Below are 20,798 nucleotides of genomic sequence, written 5' to 3' on the forward strand. Positions count from 1 at the left end.
ACCCATGTTCGACGACCAACCACTCTCCCGAAAGAAGATAGCGATTGTCGGCGCGGGTATCTCGGGCCTTGCGGCAGCGCATTCGCTCGCTCCGACCCATGACGTGACCGTTTTCGAGGCGGGCAGTCGTTTGGGCGGACATGCTCGTACAGTGAAAGCCGGCCTCCGGGGCGACCAGCCGGTCGATACCGGTTTCATCGTCTTCAACTACGCGACCTATCCGAACCTGACCCGGCTATTCGCCGATCTCGACGTGCCGGTTGTCCGCAGCGACATGAGTTTCGGCGCCAGCATCGACAATGGCCGGATCGAATACGGTCTGGGCAGCCTCAGCGGGCTCCTCGCGCAGCGGAGCAACCTGTTCCGGCCGCAATTCCACGGCATGGTCGCGGACATTTTGCGCTTCGGCAAGCGGGCCGAGTCGGCTGCACAGGATGACACCAAGTCGATCGGCGAGCTGGTCGAGGAGTTGAAGCTGGGGCGCTGGTTCCGCGAGTATTACCTGATGCCGATGTGCGGCGCGATCTGGTCGACTCCGGTTGGCGAGGTGGATCGCTTCCCCGCGCGGTCGCTTGTGCGCTTCTTCCGCAACCACGCGCTGCTGGCCGGCACCGGCAAGCACCAGTGGTGGACCGTTCGGGGCGGCAGCATCGAATATGTGCGCAGGCTTCAGGCCTCGTTGCAGGTGCGCGGCGTGACGATCCGCCTGAACGCGCCCGCCGTGGGGCTCACCCGCGATACATCCGGGGCAAAGCTCAGGATCGCTGGCGGGCATGAGGAGCAGTTCGACGAGGTGATCCTCGCCTGCCACTCGGACCAGGCGCTTGCGATTCTCGGCGCGGAGGCGACCCCGGCCGAACGAAGCCATCTCAGCGCGATCCGCTATCAGACCAACAGCGCAGTATTGCATCGCGACCCCGGCCAGATGCCGAAGCGCAAGGCTTGCTGGTCGAGCTGGGCCTATCGATCGCAGGACGGGGCGATCGGCGTGACCTACTGGATGAACAAGCTGCAGAACATCCCCGAGAACGATCCGCTCTTCGTGACGCTGAACCCGTCCTCGGAGATCGCGGAGGACATGATCTATGACCGCAAGGAGTTCGCCCACCCGATCTTCGATGGTCCGGCGCTCAAGGCGCAGAAAGGCATCCAGGCGATCCAAGGCGAGAACAACACCTGGTTTGCAGGCGCCTATAACCGCCACGGCTTTCATGAAGACGGCATCGCCAGCGCGCTGCGCGTGACGCGCCAGCTCAACCCCACACAGACGGAGGACACCCGCAATGAACCTGACTTCGAAAGCGCTGAAGACAGAATTCCTGTCGAGCTGTGAACGGCTGCGCGACGGTCGTCTGACGTTGCGCACGCCCGACGGCGAGACGTATCATTTCGGCAGTGTCGGCGAAGAAGCGGAGATGGAGATCCGCGACTGGTCGGCTGTAGCCGCGATTGCCGCACATGGGCAAGTCGGGCTCGGCGAGACCTATGTGCAAGGACTCTGGGACACACCTTCGGTCGAAGGTCTGGTGGCGATGGCGATGCGCAACCGCGACGAGCTTGGCGCTTATGACCATGCCGGCGTGCTCAACCGGATGAAGTTCCGCATGGTCGACACCATTCTGCGATCCAACTCCCGTCGCGGAGCGCGGCGCAACATCAAGGCGCATTACGACGTCGGCAACGAGTTCTACCAGCTCTGGCTCGACGAAGGCATGACCTATTCCTCGGCGCTTTTCGACTCTGGGACCAGCAGCCTCGCCGAAGGCCAACAGCGCAAGAACATGCGCGCCCTGTCACGGCTCTCGGACGGCGAGCAGGTGCTGGAGATCGGGTGCGGCTGGGGCGGTTTCGCCGAACAGGCCGCCGAGCAGGGACGCGATGTCTCCGCTGTCACCATCTCGCGCAACCAGCACAGCTTCGCCGAGGCGCGGCTGGATGGTCGCGCCGACATCAAGCTCTGCGATTATCGCGACATCTCCGGCCGCTATGACAACATCGTTTCCATCGAGATGATCGAAGCCGTGGGCGAGCGCTACTGGCCGAGCTATTTCGGCACTATCCAGCGCAGTCTTGCGGAAGGGGGTCGGGCACTTGTCCAGGCGATCACCGTTCCAGACAGCTTTTTCGAGACCTATCGCAACTCCTCGGATTTCATCCGGCAATATGTCTTTCCCGGTGGGATGCTGCTCTCGGACAAGATTATCTCCGAGCAGGCCCGCACTGCCGGCCTCGCGGTGCAGAACAGCTTCGCGTTTGGCCAGGATTACGCCCGGACCTGCCGGATCTGGGCCGAGCGGCTGCTGCATCAGAAGCGGCGCATCCACGCGCTCGGCCATGACGAGCCCTTCTTCCGCAATTGGCAGTATTACCTCGAGATCTGTGCGGCCTCCTTCGCGGTCGGTCATACGGACGTGGTCCAGGTCGAGCTGGCCCATGTTTAGGATTTTCGCATCTGCCGCCCTTCTGGCCGTGTCCCTGCTAGCTCTGCCTGTGCCCGCACAGGCCGCCTTTGCCGGTGCCAGCGAGCGCGGAAGCGCCACCTATCGGCATCTGGGCATACCGATCTACGAGGCGCGGCTTTTTACGAAAGGCGGCGCGGCGCTGGACTGGAACGAGGATTTTGCTCTGGAGCTGCGCTACCTGCGCAGTTTTACCCAATATGACCTTGTCGAGAGTACAATGCGCGAACTTGACCGCACCGGCGGCCCGCTGCCGGTGCGCGGAAAGCTGGATGCCTGTTTCAAGGATGTCCGCAAGAGCGACCGCTTCCTTGCCGTGACCGACGGGCCGAACCGGCTTTACTTCAGCCTCAACGGCGCGCGGACCTGCACCCTGTCACACGCGCAGATCACGCCGCGCTTCATGGGGATTTTCCTCGGTGAGAACAGCCGCTCGGCCCGGTTCACGCGAAAGCTGCGCGGGCAATGACCGACGCGGCGCAGGCAGATCCGGCGCAGTCCCTGCGTCGCTACCCGCGGGTGAGCCTCTATGCGCTCATGCTCGCGGCGGCGGGGATTCCGCTCTATATCCATCTGCCGCGCTTCGCCTCCGTTCATCTCGACATTGGCCTGGCCACGATCGGGACGTTGCTGCTTGCGATCCGCCTTGTCGACCTCGTGCAGGATCCCGCCATCGGTTGGGCCATCGACCGTTGGCCGACTGCGCAGCCTGCCTTCGCGATGACCGCCGCCGCCGGGCTTGCGGTCGGCTTTCCGCTGCTCTTCACGCTGGAACCCGGCGGCGCAGTGGTCTGGCGCCTGCTCGCGGTACTGGTCCTTCTCTTCTCCGCCTACAGCCTCGGCATGATCCTGCTCTATGGCCGAAGTTCCACGCTGGCCGAAAGCGCCGAACCACGCGCTTTGCTGACGCTCTCGGCGTGGCGCGAGGCGGGTATGCTGGCCGGCGTGGTGCTGGCCGCAATGGCGCCCGCGCTTCTGGCCGGCCAGGGAGGCGAAACGGGAGGCTATCGCGCCTTCGGGCTTCTGCTGGGTGGTGTTGCCTGTCTTGTCGCCGCTCTGACCCTGCCAATGTGGCGCCGTCCGGTATGGCCCGGCCAGGGGCTGACGCTGGACGGCCTCCGGCAAGCCGGCGCACTGCGCCTTCTGGCTCTGGCGTTGGTGAACTCTCTCCCGGTTGCGATCACATCGACGCTCTTCCTGTTCTTCGTCGAGGATAAGCTGCAACTGCCCGGCATGGCCGGCCCGTTCCTGATCCTCTTCTTCCTCTGTGCCGGGCTGAGCGTTCCCGGCTGGGCGCGGTTGAGCCAGCGGATCGGCCCACGCGCCGTGCTGCTGCTTGCCATGCCGCTGGCCATTCTCGGCTTCGTCGGCGCTGGCTTTCTTGCCCCTAGTCAAGGCGCAGCCTTCGCCGCGATCTGCATAGTTTCAGGCGCAGCCCTCGGCGCCGACATGGTGGTGCTGCCGGCGATGTTCTCCATCGCGCTGACCCGCGCCGGGCTCAACGCCTCCGCCGCCTTCGGCATCTGGTCCTTCGCTGGCAAGCTCGGGCTCGCCCTGGCTGCCTTTCTCGTCCTGCCGGCCCTCCAGTCCAGCGGCTTCGCGCCCGGACAAGAGAACCCGCCCGTCGCTCTCCAGGCGTTGACGATTGCCTATGCTGTCGTCCCCTGCCTTCTGAAACTGCTCGCCATGGCCGTCGTCCTGGCGCTCCCAACCGAGGACTCTCCCCAATGAAGATCACGGCCCTCCTGATCCTTCTCCTCCTAGCGCTGACCATCGTCTCGGCGCGATCCCTGCTGCTGAGCTTTCGCGCCCAACGGCCGGCAGATTACGCGGCCACCTCGCCGGAATTCGACATCCGTCAGGTGTTGAATGGCCCGATAGACTCCGAAGGGCTGATCTATGGTCCCAATGGCCGAATGACGAACAGCTTTATTGCCCGGATGCAGGGCGACTGGGACGGAGACACCGGCACGCTGAGCGAGGATTTCACCTATTCCAACGGCAATAGGATGCAGCGCAAATGGTATCTCACACTGGGGCCGGACAATACGTTCACCGCCACGGCGGACGATCTCGAAGGCGAGGGTCATGGCGTGATCTCCGGCTCGACCGTGATGATGCGTTACCGGATCCGGCTACCCGAGGAGGCAGGCGGACATGTGCTGAACGTGACCGACTGGCTCTATCTCATGCAGGACGGCTCGATCATGAACCGCTCCGAGATGCGGAAATTCGGCATCAAGGTCGCCGAGTTGGTCGCCACGATGCGTCCGGCGCCGACCGAAGCGCAGCAATCCATCGCGGCCCAATAGGAGCAGGTCATGAAACGCGCACTCATCGGAACCTTGTTCGCCGGTCTCCTGCTCCTAGGCCTGTCAGGCTGTTCCGGCCGTCCCGGACCGGACGACCCGGTACTCTCGGATCGGAAACTCAATCTCGAGGAGTTCTTCGAAGGCCGGACGGTGGCCTATGGCCAGTTCCAGGATCGGTTCGGAACCGTCCAGCGGCGTTTCACGGTTGAGATCGACGGAACGTGGAACGGAAGCACCCTGCGGCTCGTGGAGGACTTTGTTTATGATGACGGGGAAACCGAGCAGCGGATCTGGACGCTGACCAAGACGGGCGAAGACAGCTGGACCGGCACCGCGCCCGGGGTGCTCGGGAAAGCAACCGGCGTTGAACGTGGCGACAGTTTCAACTGGGTCTACCGGATCGATCTCCCGGTGCGAAAGGGAACGATGCGGGTCGATTTCGACGACTGGATGTGGCTCATGGCGGATGGCCGCGTTCTCAACCGCGCCTATGTCAGCCGTTTTGGGGTTGCACTCGGCGAGGCCATCATCACCTTCGAAAAGGACAACTGACGGCCGTCTGAGTAACCCGGCGAGGGCAGGAAGGTCCTCGCGGGGAATGTAGACGAGGGAGGCACAGCCGCACCGTCATGCATATCAATGGTTTTAGTTTGAACGGTTATTCACTTCCTTGTTGTAGGGTTCACCCGGAGACCCGGAGAAACTTGCCCAAAACATGGATGCTGACCGCGTGCGCTATCTTCCATCCCTTGTCGTGGCCGTCATTCTTTTCGTGGCGATGTTTGTCTTCGACGGCATTCAGAAACGACGCCTGGAAGACCAGCGACGAGATAAGGCGGCCGACCTTTTGCAACAGGTCCAAGTCGCCATAAATGACAGTTTTTCCCGATCCCATCGGAGCACACGCGATCTGGCGATTGCCATTGGGGGAGGCTTCGACATTGATCAGGAAGCGTTTGACGCCCTCGCCCGCAAGACGTTCCACGAGCCGCTGCGGTTGATCCGTGCAGAAATGGCCCCGGGATTCACGACCCGCTTCGTCTACCCGCTGGAAGGGAACGAGAGCCGCATTGGGAGGCCCGCAATCGGCGATCTGGCGGAAAGAGGACCGGCCCTTACCGATGAACTTGCGCGTGGATTGCCGCCGGTAGGCGACCTGCGCGTGATAGACGGAGAAATCGCCGAGCTGGATGTGCGCTTCGCAGTTCGGGACGTGGACGGGGTCGAGATCGTGACGCGCGGCATGGTAGGCGCCGTGGTCCGGTTCGACATTATGCCCCGGGAACTGCGCAGCGGAGACCTGATGTCGGAGTTCGATTTCCTGTTCCTCACGAGGTTGCAGGCGGAGCCAATGCCAGAACTGCCCGCAGAATGGCGTCAGGAAGGCGACATGGCGCCCATCCGAACCGATCTGCACTACCCGGTCGGCGAGTTCCTGCTCCATATCCGCCCGCTTGACGGATGGCGGCCCTCTTTCGACGAAATGGCCGTTCCCAGGCTACGAACGCTTGGCCTTGGTGTCCTGCTTTTCGTTCCGGTCCTGCTGGCCAACTGGTTCGCGATCTCGGGCCAGGCGACCCGAAGCCGGCTCCTGGCCACTGAAACCAAGTTGAGCGCACTGGTGAACAACCTGCCCGGAGCTGCGTTCGTCTATTCCAGACCTGCCGGAATAGACCGCCCCGGCCCGGAAGACCGTGTGACATTTCTGAATCAGGATTCCTGTCAAGACCTCTGGGGGGTGGATGCGCGTGTCGCCGAGAGCGATGCGCTCGCACTCTGGAACCGCGCCGTCAACAAGGAACGAAGCGAAGCCTTCACCCGACATCTCGTCACTGCCACGCGAGAGATGCGCCCCTGGACCCATACCTGGCAGATCCGAACCCCGGAGGGCGTCGAGAAATGGCTGACAGGGCGGGGCCACCCGGTTCCCATGGAAAATGGAATGGTCAGCTGGTTCTGTATGGTTTTCGACGTCTCGGAGGAGGTGGCCCGCGAGGCTGAACTCGAAAAGCAGCGGGATCTGGCGTTCAAGGCCCAGAAAAACGAAAGCATCGGTCATCTGACGGGCGGCATGGCGCATGACTTCAACAACCTTCTCGCCGTCATCATGGGCAGTCTCGAACTGCTGGCAGAGGAGGAAAACAGCCCGGGGACGTCGAGACTGATTCGGTCCGCGCTGGATGCAACCGAGCGCGGCGCGGATCTGACCCGCAATATGCTCGCCTTTGCCCGCCGGGCACGGCTTGCACCGGAAAGGCTCGATCTCAACGACGTCCTGCGCGACGCCAACAGCTGGATGGGGCGCACACTGCCCGACTCCATTACCGTGGAAACGTCTTTACTATCCGGCCTGTGGAAAGTGTCCGCTGATCGGGGGGCGACCGAAAGCGCGTTGCTGAACCTCATCCTGAATGCACGCGATGCGATGAATGGCCATGGCCGCCTGACCCTGACAACGAAGAATATCCATATCGACGCGGACTCTGCCGGAGAAGGTGGCGAGGAACTGGCTCCCGGCCGCTATGTCCAACTCGCGGTGACGGATACCGGGCACGGGATTCCAAAGGATCTTAGGGACAAGATCTTCGAACCCTTCTTCACGACAAAGGAGACCGGGCGCGGAACCGGTCTGGGATTGTCGATGGTCGTGGGGTTCATGCGGCAAAGTGGCGGCACGGTTCGGATCCGGTCCTCGCAGGAAGAAGGCACCACGATTGCACTGTTTTTTCCGGCCGCTACGGATCAAAAGAACCTGCTGAAGAGCAGTCGCCCCGACACCTCGCTACAGGGAGGTACGGGCGCAAAAATCCTTCTCACGGAGGATGAACCGGGAGTTCGGGACGTTCTGGAGGCGATTTTGGAACGTGCCGGCCATATCGTGACGCAGGCACGGTCCGGAGATCACGCGCTCTCGATCTTCCACTCGGATCCTGGATTCGACCTTCTTGTGACGGACATCGTCATGCCCGGAACACTGCAAGGTACGGATCTTGTCAAGGCGCTCCGGGAGATCCGCACTGAACTCCCGGTTATCTTCATGTCGGGTTATACAGATCAAGCGACAGCGCATGGTATGAGCCTCTGTGGTGAAGACATACACCTCATGAAGCCAGTACATCGCTCAAAGCTCCTCGAGGCCGTCATCACGGTTCTCGACCGCACGGCGAAAGATGCTGACGGCTGAAACCAGGGGCTACGACACGGCTGCGCCGCCTACTCGCATTTTGTCTCAAGGGAAGACTTGAAGATTACCCGGCCGATCTTCCGGATCGGTCGAACGTCCCGTCACGGAAGTGGGTAAAAATATGGAAATTCGACTGAGTTTGGGATAACAAATGTTTACAAATGCTGCGAAGCTTTGCTCAAGGGAGGAAAAACGTGAGGAAAAGCAAATGGATCGTCATGGGCGTATGCGTCGCTTCCGTGATCGGCTCTCAGGCCATGGCCAATGCTGCCTGTGATGCCGACGAGAGCCTGACCATCGTCTCCGCGACCGATGACGGGCTTTATGAAGAGACTCACGGTCCGGAAAACACCATCGACGGCGATTTCCAATCGGATTCGCGCTGGTCGAACCAGGGTCAGGGGGAACCGAAACCCCTCCTCTTGGATCTCGGCGCGCCGCAGACCCTGAAGTCTCTCTCCGTCGCCTGGCACAAAGGGGACAGCCGCAAGTCCGCGTTCTCCATCGAAACGTCAGTGGATGGAACCGGGTTCACGGAGATCGTGCCCGCAGGTCAATCCGGTGGCACAACACTTGAACTGGAGGCCTACACGTTCGAGCCCACGGAGGCTCAATTCATTCGCATCATCGCCAATGGCAATGAGAGCAATGACTGGAACAGCATCGTCGAAGTTGTTGCCACCGGTTGCGGCGTGCCGGTCGAGATGCCGGATCAGCCGGTCCTGACAGAGCGCAAGGGTACGGGCCTCTTCGGACTCGACCCGGAAAAGACGCCGGGCGAGAATTTCGACCTGCTGGGCTGGTACGTCACCACGCCAGCCGATGACGATGGCGACGGCAAGTCCGACAGCGTCTACGAGGCAGAGCTGGCCGCAGGCTGGACTGACCCGCGCTTCTTTTACACCGACCCCGCCACCGGCGGCATGGTGTTCCGCGTGACCCCGGCCGGTGCCAAGACCTCCAAGAACACGAGCTACACCCGCACCGAGCTGCGCGGCATGTTGCGGCGGGGCGATTACGCGATCCAGACCCGCGTCGATGGCGGCTACCCGAACAAGAATAACTGGGTGTTTTCCTCCGCCCCGCTCTCCGCGCAAACGGCAGCCGCCGGTGTCGACGGCAAGATGACGGCGACGCTCTCGGTCAACCAGGTCACGCGCCAGGGCAAGGCCTACCAGGTCGGCCGCGTCGTGATCGGACAGATCCACGCCAAGAATGACGAACCGATCCGGCTCTATTACCGCAAGCTGCCGCAGAACAAGTTCGGCTCGCTCTATTTCGCGCATGACCCCGAGATCGGCAAGGAAGTCTGGGTCGACGTGATCGGCAGCCGCGGCGACCGGATCGACAACCCCGATGACGGCATCGCGCTGGACGAGATCTTCTCCTACGAGATCGAGGTCAAGGGCGAGCCGGAGGGCGACCAGATCATCCCGATGTTGCACCTCAAGATCATCCGCGACGATGGCAGCGAGGTTATGGCCGAACCATTCGATATGCGCGACAGCGGCTTCTCCGTCGAGGACGAGTTCATGTTCTTCAAGGCGGGCGCCTATTCGGGCAACAATACCAGCCCCGAACCGGAGACGGATTTCGACCGTGTGATCTTCTACAAGCTTGACGCCACGCATGACCCGGCCCCGACTGATGGCCCGGCGCTGGAGATGAAGGCAAACGCTGCGCCTGTCGAGATCGCCCCTGCTGTGCCGGGCGTGATCTTCGAGGATGACTTCGCCGATGGCAGCCGCGATGCCGGTGGCGCGAGTGACGCCAACTGGTGGACAACCAGCTCCAGCAGCGCCATCGAGATCGCCCCGGGCGCGCTCGGGCTGGTCTCCGGCGGCTCCGGTCGCGGCATCCGCACGACCTTCGCCCCGCAGGCGCTCGCCGACGGCCAGACCCTCGTGGCGAGCTTCGACTTCACCACGCCGGAGTCGATCGGCACGGATCGCGATTCCGCCTTCCGCGTCGGGCTCTACGACAAGCTGGGCCGGGCCGAACTGGAAGGCGATCTCTCCGCCTCCTCGAAATCGCCCAACCCGCTTTATGACGGGCTGCCGGGCTACATGATCGATTTCGATATCGGACTCGGCAACCCGGACGCCGCGAATATCGATGTGCGCAAGCACAAGGACGACACTCATGGCCGCCTGCTCGGAACCACCAAGGGCTATGAGCGTCTTGGCGGCGGTGGCGCGCCTTACCAGTTCGAGCCTGGCACGAGCTATACCGGCACGATGGCGGTGAAGAAACTGGCCAATGGACTCGAAATCTCGGGCTCACTGACCAAGGATGGCACGGTCCTCACCGAGTTCTCCCAGCTCGACGAGGGCAGCGATGTCAATAATTTCGGCATGCTGGCCTTCCACGTGAACAGCAAGACCTTCGGGACCTCCAAGAAGAAGGACACGCCGGATAACGGTCTGGACTTCTCCAGCGTAAGTGTCGAAATCCTGCCCTGACGGCATCCGCCAGCCGGGCGGGCTGCCCAGACAAAACGAGGCCCGGAACGGTTCCCACCGTTTCGGGCCTTTTCTCGTTCCGAAGCAGGACGCAAGGTCAGGCCCCGGGCAGGAAGCCGCGCCGCCGGGACGCCTCCAGGATCGGCGCCCAAAGCGCGGGAAGCGGCAGTCCCGCCTCCGCCTTCACGCTCAGCCCGATGAACTCCGCCCGCGCCACCAGCGCCGCCGCCTCCGCCGCATCGGCATGGGCGAGGTAGAGGTCGCCGCCGATCCGGGCGCAGCCGAGCCCCTCCGCCCGAAGCGCGAATTGCGGATAGGGCGCGATCAGAAGCACGCCGGGCCGCGCCTGCAAGACGATCCGGTCCTCCAGCGCGGCTAGCTTCTCGGGGTGCCGCAGGGGACGAAAAAGATATATCACGTCATAGGATTTATAGTCCTTGAAGCAGGTCGCGTCCGTTTCCTGCAGCGCGAGATTTCCGTAAGGCGCGCGCGCCAGAAGCGCCCGCCCGGCCCGCGCATGCCCCGGATCGAACTCCAGCCCCTCTGATCGGTCGAAGAATGGGGCCGCGGAGAGCAGCTTGAGTCCGGCCCCGCAGCCGACATCGAGAAACCGCGTGCCCGCATGCCGCCCCTGCGCCCGCAACACCCGGAGAGCGGCCTGCAGATTGGTCATGAAACGCCACTGGCTGAAAGAAAGATCACTGAAACTGCCTGCTGCCTGCATCGCTGGATCCTGCTGCGCCGGGCTCAAGACATGGTGCAGCGCGCCAAACATCTCGTCGACCATCCCTGCCCGGCTCGCATGGCCGGCGAAGCCTTCTCCGCCCTCCTCGAAGAGCGGTTGGGCACGGGGTGGGAGCTGTGCGGCCAGCAGCGCGTCGATCCGTGGCCAGCTCTCGGCCCAGCTGCGCAACCGCCGTGCCGACACAAAATCCGGGCTGGCAATGCCGCCGCCCCGCAACGCCCTGACCGCCCGGCCCAGCTCTTGCCGCGCCCGTTCCGCGGGAGCAGCTCCCTGGCGCGGCGGCAGGTCCAACGTTCGCGCCAGCTCGGAAACCCTGCGCCGGATCTCCGTTTCCACCCTGCTTTCTGTATAGTTATCGTGTTCCGGCTGCACCCTGGCGCTTTCTCATGCCCTGTTCGGCCTCAGCCTATGCCATTGCGGGCCTGCGACCAAATCCCGATGCCCGGATTGGGCTCAGCGCTGCACGCGCCCGCCGGCATTGCTCCAATCCGACAGGCTTCCAAGATTGTAGACCTCGCCATGGCCGAGCTTGCGGAACATCTTCCCCGCCATGCCCGAACGCGCGCCTGAAGCGCAGTAGAGAATGACCGGTTTGCCGGCCTTCAGCTCCGGCAGGCATCCGGCCCCCGACGGGTTCGCCATCCGGGCCACCTGTCCCATCGGAACGTTGACCGCTCCGCTCGCGTGCCCCCCGGCAAACTCACCGGTCTCGCGAACATCGACCAGCACCGCCTGGCCCTTCTTGATCATCGTCACCGCCTTCGTCGGATCGATGGTTTCGCCGCCGGCCCCAAAGGGGTTGAGCATGGTCAGGAGCATCTGTTTCGCCCTTATGAATTCTGGTTATTGAATATATTGATCGCTTGAAGTCCTGATTTCAATAGTCTCCTTGAAAAAGCACCGCCCGAGGAGTGATCCAAGTGATTGTCAGGCCCGAGCAAAACCCAACCAAATAGCCGTATTTGCCATCTGTATTTATATTCCATTTGGCCCCTGACAAAGTGACAAATCCAAACATGCTGGCCCTGCTGTTGTAGAACGATTCTAAGCGGTCAGGAATGAACCGCATCCTTTTCGCCAACACGGCCCGCACATGTGTCCTCGCAAGCCGCCTTCCCCGATGACGGCGCCCGGTCAGCTTCGACAATTTCGCCAGGGCCATCGAGGCCTATGAAGTCACTCTGGCCGCCCCCCGCGCCTTTCGACGCCTTCCTGAACGGCAACGAGGACGCGCTCACCGAGACGGCGGATGACGAATTTGTCTTCCGCGCCGCGCCGCTTCGCAATATCGGCCTGAACGCCTCCTTTTTCCACTCCGGAAAGGGAACGGAACCTAGCTGAAGACGGGCCATGTCACCTTGCCGGCGCGGCCCCCTTTTCCTGTCAATGGCGGCCGCGCCGCGCTAGGCTGGGTGGGACCATGACGGAGGACAGCATGCTCGACATTTTCGGAATTATTGCCGCCAACATTCTCAGCCTACCCGGGTTTCTCGGCCTCGGCCTCGGAATGATGACCCGGATTCCCATTCTGGGCATTCTCCTCGGCGCCCTTGTCGGGCTGGCTGAGACGATCGTCTTCGCCAAGTTTGATTTCGCGGCCGTAGAGCCCTTGGAACTTGGGATTGCTCTGGTTGTCGGTGCGCTGGCCGGTGGGCTTGGTACATTGATCCGACGCTATGGCGCCACGGTCTGAAGACAGAAAAGGGGCCGCAACCGAAGCTGCGACCCCTCGAATGGCGGCCGGGCCTCCCCTCCCGGCCAGCCAGATCTCAGCTGAGCCAGCGCTTGCGCCGCCGATAGGAGCGCACATCGCGGAAAGACTTGCGTCCGTCGTCGCCCATGCCGAGATAGAACTCTTTTACATCCGGGTTTTCGCGCAGCTCCGCGGCAGGCCCGTCCATCACGACGCGGCCAGATTCCAGGATATAGCCGTAATGGGCGAAACGCAGCGCCACGTTGGTGTTCTGCTCCGCCAGCAGGAAGCTCACGCCCTCGCCCTCGTTCACCGCCTTCACGATCTCGAAAATCTGCTCCACCAACTGCGGCGCCAACCCCATCGAGGGTTCGTCGAGCAGGACCGTCTCCGGTCGGGACATCAGCGCCCGCCCGATGGCGCACATCTGCTGTTCGCCGCCTGACGTGTATCCCGCTTGCGACCTGCGCCGCTCCTTGAGCCGCGGAAAATAGGTATAGACCATCTCGAGATCCGCCTCGACGGCCCCCTTCCCGTCGCCGCGCGTATAGGCCCCGGTCAAGAGGTTCTCCTCGACGGTCAGATGCTCGAAACAGTGGCGCCCCTCCATAACCTGGATGACGCCCTTCTTGACCAGCTTGGCCGGGTCGAGATCCTGCACAACCTCGCCTTTGTATTTAACCGAACCCTTGGTGACCTCGCCCCGCTCCGAATGGAGCAAGTTGGAGATCGCCTTCAGCGTCGTCGTCTTGCCAGCGCCATTGCCGCCCAGCAGCGCCGTGATCCCGCCCTTCGGCACCGAGAGCGACACGCCCTTCAGCACGAGGATCACGTGATTGTAGATCACCTCGATATTGTTGATCTCGAGCAGCGTCTCGGGCGTCTCAATGGGGGAAGAGTCTAACATCAGGCTTCTTCTGTCCAAATTAATCCAGATCCCGCCGGCAGCTGAAAAAGCTGCCGGAGGTCCGTGAGTGGTGGCCTATTCACAGGCCTCATTCATCGGCCAGGGAGCGTTCGCCTCGGCATATTCGGCCGATTTGGCTTCCTCCAGCGGCGCGATGAATTCCGCATCCGACATCAGGAGATCCGATGCCTTGACGAATTTCTCGCCGTCCCACTCCAGCATCCAGGCGCCGGAATGGCCGGTATGGTTGGAACAGGATGTCGAGAAGGGCGGAACCATGCCGGTCATGCCCAGCTCGGCGAGCCGTTCGTCGGTGATGTTCAGGTTCTCCAGCCCCCAGCGAAGCTGCTCGGCATTGATCTCGCCGGTGCCAAACTCACCCTGCGCGGCGGCGATCCCCTCGGCAAGGAACATCGACATCACGAGCCCCCGCTGGTAGAAGACCGAGTTCGGATCCTCCGTCGAGGAAAGCCCCTTGTCGAGCACATGGGCCTTCAGATCGGCCATCATCGGCGCATCGGGCATTGGGAAGGACCAGGAGATCGACTTGTATCCCGTGCCGGCCTCGCCAACCTGCTTGAGATCGGCATCATGCCCGGCCCACCAGACGCCGATGAACTGATCCATCGGGTATTTGGTCTTCACCGCCTCGGCTATGGCCGACGCATTCATCGCGCCCCAGCCCCACATGATCACGTTATCCGGACGCATCCGGCGGATCTGTAGCCACTGCGCGGACTGGTTCTGCATCTCCTTGAGCCCAACCGGGACCAGCTCCAGAGTGAACCCATACGCCTCAGCCATTGCCTCCAGAACCGGGATCGGCTCCTTGCCGAACGGGTGGTCGAGATGCAGCAGCGCAATCGTCTTGCCGTTCAGCGAAGACATGTCGCCGCCGGCAATATGCTGCACGATCATCGAGGCGCCATCCCAATAGGAGACCGGCGGGTTGAAGGCCCACTGGAACACCTTGCCATTGGCCATGGGCGAGAAGCCGTAGCCCGGTGCGAGGATCGGGATCATGTCGGTATTGGTCTTGGGCAGGACCTGCAGCGTGATGCCGGTCGACCAGGGCTGAGTCACGATGGCATTGGCCTTGGTGCGCTCATAGCACTCGACGCCCTTTTCGGTCGAATAGCCGGTCTCGCACTCCTCGAAGTCGATCATGACCCCGCCAACGCCGCCATCGCGCTCGTTGAGCATGGTCATGTAGTCCTTCTGACCGTCCATCAGCGGGATGCCGGTGGAGGCGAAGGGACCGGTGCGGTAGGTCAGGTTCGGGGCGAAAAGCCCCTCGGCCATTGCGGATGCGCCGACGAGGCTCACCGCGGCGGCAAGCGCCAGCTTGTTGAAAGTCTTCATGTTTCTCCTCCCTGATGGAACATGTTCGACGTTTTCGGTTGGTCTTGTTCTTATTGGTCTTGGGCCACCCTAATGCGGGAAAGGCCAGATGATGAGTTTCTCCCGGATCAGCCGCCAGAGCTGGTTCAGCCCATGCGGTTCGATGATCAGGAAGAAGATGATGAGCGAGCCCACGATCATGATGTTGAGATGCTCCAGCAGCGCCGATTCCACGTGGAAGCCAAGCGCCGAAGGCACGGTGTTGAGCACGACCGGCAGGCCGACGATCAGGATCGCGCCGAGATAATTGCCCATGATCGAGCCCAGTCCGCCGATGATCGCAATGAACAGCACCCGGAAGCTGAGCGGAATGTCGAACAGGTTCGGCTCCGCCGCCCCGCGCCACATGAAGACGAAAAGTGCGCCCGCCACGCCGACGACATAGGAGCTGACCGCGAAGGCCGTCAGCTTCGATTTCATCAGGTTGATGCCGATCAGCTCGGCCGCGATATCCATGTCCCGCGTCGCCTTCCAGGTCCGGCCGAGATTGCCGCGCGTGAGGTTGATGCAGAGATAGGTGAGCAGGCTGACGATGAAGAGCACGAGGTAGTATTGCGTCATCGAGCTGGCCTGTGGGCCGGAGACGTAGATCCCGAACATGTCGAGGTTCGGCACCTGGATCGCGCCGGAGGCGTTGTAATTGTAAAGCCAGGCCCATTTCTCGAAGAGCCAGACGAGGAAGAACTGAGCTGCCAGCGTCGCGATGGCGAGGTAGAAGCCCTTGATCCGCAACGATGGGATTCCGAACATCACGCCGACCCCCGCCGAGAACACGCCCGACAACAGGATCGCCAGCACCGGGTTCATCCAGGGCATCAGCGTTATCATCTTGTAACAGGCATAGGCCCCGACACCCATGAACGCGCCCGTTCCCAGCGAGAGCTGGCCGGCGAAGCCCGTAAGGATGTTCAGCCCGAGGGCCGCAAGCGAATAGATCAGGATCGGCGTCAGGATGGTCTGGAAGGTGAATTCCGACGCCGTCAGCGGGAAGATCACCCAGGCACAGATGAGGATGATGCCGAGCAGGAAGGAATCCTGCTTGATCGGGAAAAGCGCCTGATCCGCCCGGTAGGACGTCTTGAACTGGCCGGCTGTGCGGTAGAGCATCAGGCGTCTTCCTTTTCTTCGTCGAACTCGGGAGTCCGGTGTTGCTCGGGCACTGCGCGCCTTGGAGGTTTGGCATAGCCGGTCGCCTCAGTGTGGCGGACAAGCCAGAGATAGGCCCAGATTCCGCCGCCCGCGCCCAGAACGGCGAGGATGATCGCGGTCATGAGCTGGCCGGTCGACTCCTTGTCCGCTGTCAGCGCGAGGTAGCCAAAGGCCCAGAAACCGGCCCAGGCCACCACGTTCAGAATTGCAATCAGCTTCGCCAAGTCCCTGTCCTCTCCTTGCCTTCCGGCTCTCCGCCGGGACGGTTCGCGCGCCGTCCCGGCGGGGTCAAAACCCTAATCTTCCAACCGCGACGTCGCTATCAGCGCTTTGCGTCCCGAACGCGCGCATCACACCCTCTCGATGATCTTCTCGCCGAACAGCCCCTGTGGGCGGAACAGCAGCACGACCAGCGCCAGCACATAGGCAAACCAGCTCTCGGTATTGCCGCCAAGCAGCGGCGCGCCCCAGTAAATCTCGAACATCTTCTCCAGCATGCCGATCATCAGCCCGCCGATAATGGCCCCCTGGATCGATTCCAGCCCGCCGAGCATCAGCACCGGCAGCGCCTTGTAGGCGATCACTTCCAGCGCGAAAGAGACGCCCGCGCGGCTGCCCCAGGCGATGCCCGTCACCAGTGCGATGATCCCGGCGATGAACCAGACCAGCACCCAGATCGTCTGCAGCGAGATCCCGACCGAGAGCGCCGCCTGGTGATCGTCGCCAAGCGCCCGGATCGCGCGGCCCATCCGCGTCTTGTTGAGAAAGAGCAGCAGTGAGACGACCAGCGCGGCAGCGACGAGTACGGCCGTGATATCAATATGCTGCAGGATCAGCAGCCCGCCGAAGGGCTCCAGAACGATGTCTCCGGTGGGAATACCCAACTCAGAGGTGATCATCTGCTTGTTTTCGCCACCGAAGATGATCTCGCCGAGGCCGATCAGGAAGAGCGTGATCCCGATCGTTGCCATGAAGAGAATGATGTCCGGCTGGCCCACAAGCGGGCGCAACACGATCCGTTCGATGGAGACCGCAAGCCCGAACATCACCGCCAGCGTCAACGCCACCGAGATCCAGGCAGGCACGCCCATCTCGTGCAGCCCGACCAGCGTCAGCGCAGCGAAGACAACCATGATGCCCTGCGCGAAGTTGAAGATCCGGCTGGAGCGGAAGATCAGCACGAAGCCGAGCGCGATCAGCGAATAGAGCACGCCGGAGACGAGCCCCTCCCAGAGCACCTGCATCAGGAAATCCGGCGCGGCGACCATGTCCACGAAGGGCGCAATGAAGATCTTGTTCAGCAGGTCCATATCGCCCCCCGTTTCAGCGTCTTATTCATGCGGCACCCCCAGATAAGCGTCGATCACGTCCTGATCGTTGCGCACCTCGTCGGGCGTGCCGTCGCCGATCTTCTTGCCGTAATCCATCACGACCACGCGGTCGGAGAGATCCATGACAACGCCCATATCGTGTTCGATCAGCGCGATGGTGGTGCCGAATTCATCATTCACGTCGAGGATGAAGCGGGACATGTCCTCCTTCTCCTCGACATTCATCCCCGCCATCGGCTCGTCGAGCAGCAACAGCGACGGCTCCGCGGCCAGCGCCCGCGCCAGCTCGACCCGCTTCTTCAAACCGTAAGGCAAGCGCCCCACCGGCGTCTTGCGGATCGCCTGAATCTCGAGGAAGTCGATGATTTTCTCGACCTGATCGCGATTATACACCTCTTCACGCTCGGCCTTGCCCCACCAGAGCGCCTGCTGCCAGAGCGACGCCTTCATATGGGTGAGACGCCCGGTCATGACATTATCGAGCACCGACATGCCTTCAAAAAGCGCGATGTTCTGGAAAGTCCGCCCGACGCCCTGCCGCGCGACCTCGTAGGGTTTCATCGACGGGCGAATGCTGCCCTTGTACCAGACCTCGCCCTCCTGCGGATGATAGAAGCCGCTGATAACATTGAGCATCGAGGATTTTCCGGCGCCGTTCGGGCCGATGATCGCGCGGATCTCGCCCTCGCGGATGTCGAAGGAGATATCCTTGATCGCCACCACGCCGCCGAATTTCAGCGTTATGTGTTTCATCTCCATCAGGACACCGCCAATGGTGCGGCCATCGTCGGTCACGTAACCATCTGTCATGACATTCATGTTTGCCCCCAGAGGAATCCTGCAGCGATCGCGCCGGCAACCATGGCCAGGATAAGCAAAATCGCATGTATCCAGACCTTCATCGGGCGGCTCATCAGGGACGGGACCGGGATCGCGAAGGCTGCCCCGATCAACGCCCCCCGGACCCCGGCCGGCGCCTCACCCATCAACGCGAGCACGACAACGACAAGGCTGATCGGCACGGTGACCATTGCCGGAAGGGATTTGCGCGGTTCGGTCATTCCGCCGCAACCTTCTGTCCCGACACCGCGACCGTTGTCGCGTCGACAATCGTCAGATCTGCGGAAATGCTACCTTTTCGGCCATCCTCGTAGGTCACTTCCGTTTCGGTGTGGATCGTCTCGGAGCCGTCATAGAGCGCGGCCAGCAGGTCGTCGTATTTCTCTTCGATCTTGCCCCGGCGCACCTTCCGCGTCCGGGTCATCTCGCCATCATCGGCGTCCAGTTCCTTGTGGAGTACGAGGAAACGGTGGATCTGGCAGGCTGAGAGCATGTCGTCCTGCGCAACCGAAGCGTTGACCTCCTCGACATGGGACCTGATCGCCCCCAGCACGTCCGGGTGCCCGGCCAGTTCCTGATAGGAGGCATAGGCGATATTGTTGCGTTCCGCCCAGTTTCCTACTGCCGTGAGGTCGATGTTGATGAAGGCTGTGCACATCTCACGGCCATTGCCGAAGACAACCGCCTCCAGCACGTCCGGGTAGAATTTCAGTTTGTTTTCAACATATTTGGGCGCGAACATATGGCCATCCGCCATCTTGCCCACATCCTTGGCCCGGTCGATGATCCGCAGATGTCCGGAGCCTTCCTCGAAGAAACCGGCATCGCCCGTGGCAACCCAGCCTTCGGGGTCCTTGGTCGAGGCGGTGCTCTCGGGGTTGTTGTAGTACTCCACGAAGGTGCCGGGCGAGCGGTAGAAGATCTCGCCATTCTCCGCGATGCGGATCTCGACGCCGGGTGAGGTCACACCCACGGTGTCAGCGCGGACCTCGTGATCCGGCTGCTGGGCGATGAAGACCGAGGCTTCGGTTTGCCCGTAGAGCTGTTTCAGGTTGATCCCCAGCGAGCGGTAGAACTCGAAGATCTCGGGCCCGATCGCCTCGCCGGCAGTGTAGCCAACACGTACCCGGCTGAAGCCGAGCGTGTTCTTCAACGGCCCGTAGATCGCGAACTCACCCAGTGCGTATCGCAGCCGGTCGATCAACCCGACGGATTTGCCGTCAAGGATTTGTGGTCCAATCCGCTTGGCCAGCTCCATGTAATGCTTGAACAGCCAGCGTTTGAACGGTCCGGCATCATGCATCCGGATCATCACCTGCGTGAGCTGGGTTTCGAAGACACGCGGCGGGGCGAAGTAATAGGTCGGCGCGATCTCCTTGAGATCGGTCATCATCGTGTCCGCACTCTCCGGGCAGTTGACGCAGAAGCCGTTCCAGAGCGCCTGACCCATCGAGAAGATGAAATCGCCGACCCAGGCCATCGGCAGGTAGGCGAGGATTTCGTCATCGGCGCGCAGGTGGTCGAACTCGGAGGAGTTCTTCGAGGTTTCGATGATGTTGCGATTGCTGAGCACCACGCCCTTGGGTTTGCCGGTCGTGCCGGAGGTGTAGAGCATCACGCAGGTGCTGTCGTAATCCAGCTCCGCCTCGCGCAGCTCCAGCTCGTGCTCGTGCCGGAAATGCGCCGCCTTGCCTTCGTCGCGGATGTCATGGAGCCAGTTCAGGTGCTCGTGGTCGTATTTCCGCATGCCCCGCTTGTCATGATAGAGTACATGGTCGATCTGGTGCAGATCGTCCTGAATATCGATGACCTTGTCGACCTGCTCCTGATCGCCGCAGACCACGAACCGCGCGCCGCAATGGCCCAGCACGTAAGCCATCTCCTCGGCAACAGCATCCGCGTAGAGCGGAACCGGTACCGCGCCGCACATCTGGGCGGCAACCATCGCCCAGTAATGGTCCGGCCGGTTGCGCCCGATCACGGCGACATGGTCGCCCCGCTCCATGCCCAGCGCCAGGAAGCCAAGCGCCAGCCACTCGATTTCCCGGGCGGCCTCCGCCCAGGTCCAGCTCTGCCAGATCCCGTATTCCTTTTCCCGATAGGCCGGGCGCTCCGCAAACACACGCGCATTGCGGCGCAGGAGTGCGGGCATGGAACACAGTTCGCCCATGGGCGTTGCATTCGCGGTCAAGTGATGTCCTCCCCTCGGTGTCGTTCGCGACACCTCAGCCTTTGCGGCTTGGGGATACTATAGGACGGGCCTGCGGCGACTCGTCAAACAATTTCTGAACAGATGTTCAAATAAAATACGCCGC

20 protein-coding genes and 1 pseudogene are annotated in these 20,798 nt (G+C 62.1%); 10 read left to right on the forward strand and 11 right to left on the reverse strand.

Annotation, left to right across the window (positions count from 1 at the left end; genetic code table 11):
- The first annotated feature begins 4 nt into the window (after nucleotides 1–4).
- From R3X27_RS16830 to R3X27_RS16855, 6 genes are read left to right on the forward strand one after another with little or no spacing between them, the layout of a single operon-like run.
- Entirely contained in the window at nucleotides 5–1,333 is a 1,329-nt protein-coding gene (locus R3X27_RS16830; protein WP_317710038.1) for an NAD(P)/FAD-dependent oxidoreductase, read from the forward strand.
- Nucleotides 1,284–2,441 (forward strand): cyclopropane-fatty-acyl-phospholipid synthase family protein, encoded by a 1,158-nt coding sequence (locus R3X27_RS16835; RefSeq protein ID WP_317710039.1) that lies wholly within the window; start codon nucleotides 1,284–1,286, stop codon nucleotides 2,439–2,441. Before R3X27_RS16830 ends, R3X27_RS16835 begins: the two co-directional genes overlap by 50 nt.
- The gene (locus R3X27_RS16840; RefSeq protein ID WP_317710040.1) at nucleotides 2,434–2,928 is read left to right on the forward strand and encodes a hypothetical protein; all 495 of its coding nucleotides are present in this window, start codon (nucleotides 2,434–2,436) and stop codon (nucleotides 2,926–2,928) included. Before R3X27_RS16835 ends, R3X27_RS16840 begins: the two co-directional genes overlap by 8 nt.
- Nucleotides 2,925–4,190 carry an MFS transporter gene (locus R3X27_RS16845; RefSeq protein ID WP_317710041.1) on the forward strand — a complete coding sequence of 422 codons (1,266 nt, stop codon included), beginning with the start codon at nucleotides 2,925–2,927 and terminating at the stop codon, nucleotides 4,188–4,190. The genes R3X27_RS16840 and R3X27_RS16845 overlap by 4 nt, the downstream gene beginning before the upstream one ends.
- Entirely contained in the window at nucleotides 4,187–4,771 is a 585-nt protein-coding gene (locus R3X27_RS16850; RefSeq protein ID WP_317710042.1) for a DUF3833 domain-containing protein, read from the forward strand. The genes R3X27_RS16845 and R3X27_RS16850 overlap by 4 nt, the downstream gene beginning before the upstream one ends.
- A gap of 9 nt (nucleotides 4,772–4,780) precedes the next feature.
- Nucleotides 4,781–5,323: a DUF3833 domain-containing protein gene (locus R3X27_RS16855; RefSeq protein WP_317710043.1), complete on the forward strand. Its 543-nt coding sequence runs from the start codon at nucleotides 4,781–4,783 to the stop codon at nucleotides 5,321–5,323.
- Between the two features lie 130 nt (nucleotides 5,324–5,453).
- Here R3X27_RS16855 and R3X27_RS16860 read toward each other — a convergent pair whose 3' ends face one another.
- Nucleotides 5,454–6,215 carry a hypothetical protein gene (locus tag R3X27_RS16860; RefSeq protein WP_317710044.1) on the reverse strand — a complete coding sequence of 254 codons (762 nt, stop codon included), beginning with the start codon at nucleotides 6,213–6,215 and terminating at the stop codon, nucleotides 5,454–5,456.
- Here R3X27_RS16860 and R3X27_RS16865 point away from each other — a divergent pair.
- Nucleotides 6,162–7,955 carry an ATP-binding protein gene (locus tag R3X27_RS16865; protein WP_317710045.1) on the forward strand — a complete coding sequence of 598 codons (1,794 nt, stop codon included), beginning with the start codon at nucleotides 6,162–6,164 and terminating at the stop codon, nucleotides 7,953–7,955. The two genes, R3X27_RS16860 and R3X27_RS16865, sit on opposite strands and share 54 nt — an antisense overlap.
- A 194-nt stretch (nucleotides 7,956–8,149) precedes the next feature.
- A complete protein-coding gene (locus tag R3X27_RS16870; protein WP_317710046.1) occupies nucleotides 8,150–10,417 on the forward strand; it encodes a polysaccharide lyase family 7 protein in 2,268 nt (755 codons plus the stop codon).
- A gap of 97 nt (nucleotides 10,418–10,514) precedes the next feature.
- Here the strand turns inward: R3X27_RS16870 and R3X27_RS16875 are convergent, their stop codons facing one another.
- Together R3X27_RS16875 and R3X27_RS16880 are read right to left on the reverse strand one after the other, a co-directional pair.
- The gene (locus R3X27_RS16875) at nucleotides 10,515–11,498 is read right to left on the reverse strand and encodes a hypothetical protein (protein ID WP_317710047.1); all 984 of its coding nucleotides are present in this window, start codon (nucleotides 11,496–11,498) and stop codon (nucleotides 10,515–10,517) included.
- 117 nt (nucleotides 11,499–11,615) lie between these two features.
- Nucleotides 11,616–11,981 (reverse strand): rhodanese-like domain-containing protein, encoded by a 366-nt coding sequence (locus R3X27_RS16880; protein WP_317710048.1) that lies wholly within the window; start codon nucleotides 11,979–11,981, stop codon nucleotides 11,616–11,618.
- 311 nt (nucleotides 11,982–12,292) lie between these two features.
- Here R3X27_RS16880 and R3X27_RS16885 point away from each other — a divergent pair.
- Nucleotides 12,293–12,485 (forward strand): annotated as a pseudogene (locus tag R3X27_RS16885) (cytochrome C peroxidase); the annotation flags it as partial.
- Nucleotides 12,486–12,597: 112 nt separating this feature from the next.
- On the forward strand, nucleotides 12,598–12,855 hold the full coding sequence (locus R3X27_RS16890; RefSeq protein ID WP_317710049.1) for a hypothetical protein: 258 nt from the start codon (nucleotides 12,598–12,600) through the stop codon (nucleotides 12,853–12,855).
- Nucleotides 12,856–12,931: 76 nt separating this feature from the next.
- Here R3X27_RS16890 and R3X27_RS16895 read toward each other — a convergent pair whose 3' ends face one another.
- From R3X27_RS16895 to R3X27_RS16930, 8 genes are all read right to left on the reverse strand, one after another.
- Nucleotides 12,932–13,762, reverse strand: coding sequence for an ABC transporter ATP-binding protein (locus R3X27_RS16895; RefSeq protein WP_317710050.1), 831 nt, complete (start codon nucleotides 13,760–13,762; stop codon nucleotides 12,932–12,934).
- A gap of 75 nt (nucleotides 13,763–13,837) precedes the next feature.
- Entirely contained in the window at nucleotides 13,838–15,124 is a 1,287-nt protein-coding gene (locus R3X27_RS16900; protein ID WP_317710051.1) for an ABC transporter substrate-binding protein, read from the reverse strand.
- A 69-nt stretch (nucleotides 15,125–15,193) separates the two neighbouring features.
- Entirely contained in the window at nucleotides 15,194–16,270 is a 1,077-nt protein-coding gene (locus R3X27_RS16905) for a branched-chain amino acid ABC transporter permease (RefSeq protein ID WP_317710052.1), read from the reverse strand.
- Nucleotides 16,270–16,536 carry a hypothetical protein gene (locus R3X27_RS16910; protein ID WP_317710053.1) on the reverse strand — a complete coding sequence of 89 codons (267 nt, stop codon included), beginning with the start codon at nucleotides 16,534–16,536 and terminating at the stop codon, nucleotides 16,270–16,272. The genes R3X27_RS16905 and R3X27_RS16910 overlap by 1 nt, the downstream gene beginning before the upstream one ends.
- A 126-nt stretch (nucleotides 16,537–16,662) precedes the next feature.
- A complete protein-coding gene (locus R3X27_RS16915) occupies nucleotides 16,663–17,622 on the reverse strand; it encodes a branched-chain amino acid ABC transporter permease (RefSeq protein ID WP_411572509.1) in 960 nt (319 codons plus the stop codon).
- A gap of 21 nt (nucleotides 17,623–17,643) precedes the next feature.
- Nucleotides 17,644–18,453: an ABC transporter ATP-binding protein gene (locus R3X27_RS16920; protein ID WP_317710067.1), complete on the reverse strand. Its 810-nt coding sequence runs from the start codon at nucleotides 18,451–18,453 to the stop codon at nucleotides 17,644–17,646.
- Between the two features lie 5 nt (nucleotides 18,454–18,458).
- Nucleotides 18,459–18,704 (reverse strand): hypothetical protein, encoded by a 246-nt coding sequence (locus tag R3X27_RS16925; RefSeq protein ID WP_317710054.1) that lies wholly within the window; start codon nucleotides 18,702–18,704, stop codon nucleotides 18,459–18,461.
- Entirely contained in the window at nucleotides 18,701–20,653 is a 1,953-nt protein-coding gene (locus tag R3X27_RS16930) for an AMP-binding protein (RefSeq protein WP_317710068.1), read from the reverse strand. Before R3X27_RS16930 ends, R3X27_RS16925 begins: the two co-directional genes overlap by 4 nt.
- Nucleotides 20,654–20,798 lie beyond the last annotated feature (145 nt).

This window comes from Tropicimonas sp. TH_r6, from assembly GCF_033101155.1.
Taxonomy (GTDB): Bacteria; Pseudomonadota; Alphaproteobacteria; order Rhodobacterales; family Rhodobacteraceae; genus Tropicimonas.

What these genes read in the sequence shown, in the direction of transcription:
- R3X27_RS16830 (WP_317710038.1), top strand. Translation starts at nt 5, where the DNA reads ATGTTCGACGACCAACCACTCTCCCGAAAGAAGATAGCGATTGTCGGC.
- R3X27_RS16835 (WP_317710039.1), top strand. Translation starts at nt 1,284, where the DNA reads ATGAACCTGACTTCGAAAGCGCTGAAGACAGAATTCCTGTCGAGCTGT.
- R3X27_RS16840 (WP_317710040.1), top strand. Translation starts at nt 2,434, where the DNA reads ATGTTTAGGATTTTCGCATCTGCCGCCCTTCTGGCCGTGTCCCTGCTA.
- R3X27_RS16845 (WP_317710041.1), top strand. Translation starts at nt 2,925, where the DNA reads ATGACCGACGCGGCGCAGGCAGATCCGGCGCAGTCCCTGCGTCGCTAC.
- R3X27_RS16850 (WP_317710042.1), top strand. Translation starts at nt 4,187, where the DNA reads ATGAAGATCACGGCCCTCCTGATCCTTCTCCTCCTAGCGCTGACCATC.
- R3X27_RS16855 (WP_317710043.1), top strand. Translation starts at nt 4,781, where the DNA reads ATGAAACGCGCACTCATCGGAACCTTGTTCGCCGGTCTCCTGCTCCTA.
- R3X27_RS16865 (WP_317710045.1), top strand. Translation starts at nt 6,162, where the DNA reads ATGGCGCCCATCCGAACCGATCTGCACTACCCGGTCGGCGAGTTCCTG.
- R3X27_RS16860 (WP_317710044.1), bottom strand. Translation starts at nt 6,215, where the DNA reads ATGGAGCAGGAACTCGCCGACCGGGTAGTGCAGATCGGTTCGGATGGG.
- R3X27_RS16880 (WP_317710048.1), bottom strand. Translation starts at nt 11,981, where the DNA reads ATGCTCCTGACCATGCTCAACCCCTTTGGGGCCGGCGGCGAAACCATC.
- R3X27_RS16890 (WP_317710049.1), top strand. Translation starts at nt 12,598, where the DNA reads ATGCTCGACATTTTCGGAATTATTGCCGCCAACATTCTCAGCCTACCC.
- R3X27_RS16895 (WP_317710050.1), bottom strand. Translation starts at nt 13,762, where the DNA reads ATGTTAGACTCTTCCCCCATTGAGACGCCCGAGACGCTGCTCGAGATC.
- R3X27_RS16900 (WP_317710051.1), bottom strand. Translation starts at nt 15,124, where the DNA reads ATGAAGACTTTCAACAAGCTGGCGCTTGCCGCCGCGGTGAGCCTCGTC.
- R3X27_RS16905 (WP_317710052.1), bottom strand. Translation starts at nt 16,270, where the DNA reads ATGCTCTACCGCACAGCCGGCCAGTTCAAGACGTCCTACCGGGCGGAT.
- R3X27_RS16915 (WP_411572509.1), bottom strand. Translation starts at nt 17,622, where the DNA reads ATGGACCTGCTGAACAAGATCTTCATTGCGCCCTTCGTGGACATGGTC.
- R3X27_RS16920 (WP_317710067.1), bottom strand. Translation starts at nt 18,453, where the DNA reads ATGACAGATGGTTACGTGACCGACGATGGCCGCACCATTGGCGGTGTC.
- R3X27_RS16925 (WP_317710054.1), bottom strand. Translation starts at nt 18,704, where the DNA reads ATGACCGAACCGCGCAAATCCCTTCCGGCAATGGTCACCGTGCCGATC.
- R3X27_RS16930 (WP_317710068.1), bottom strand. Translation starts at nt 20,653, where the DNA reads ATGGGCGAACTGTGTTCCATGCCCGCACTCCTGCGCCGCAATGCGCGT.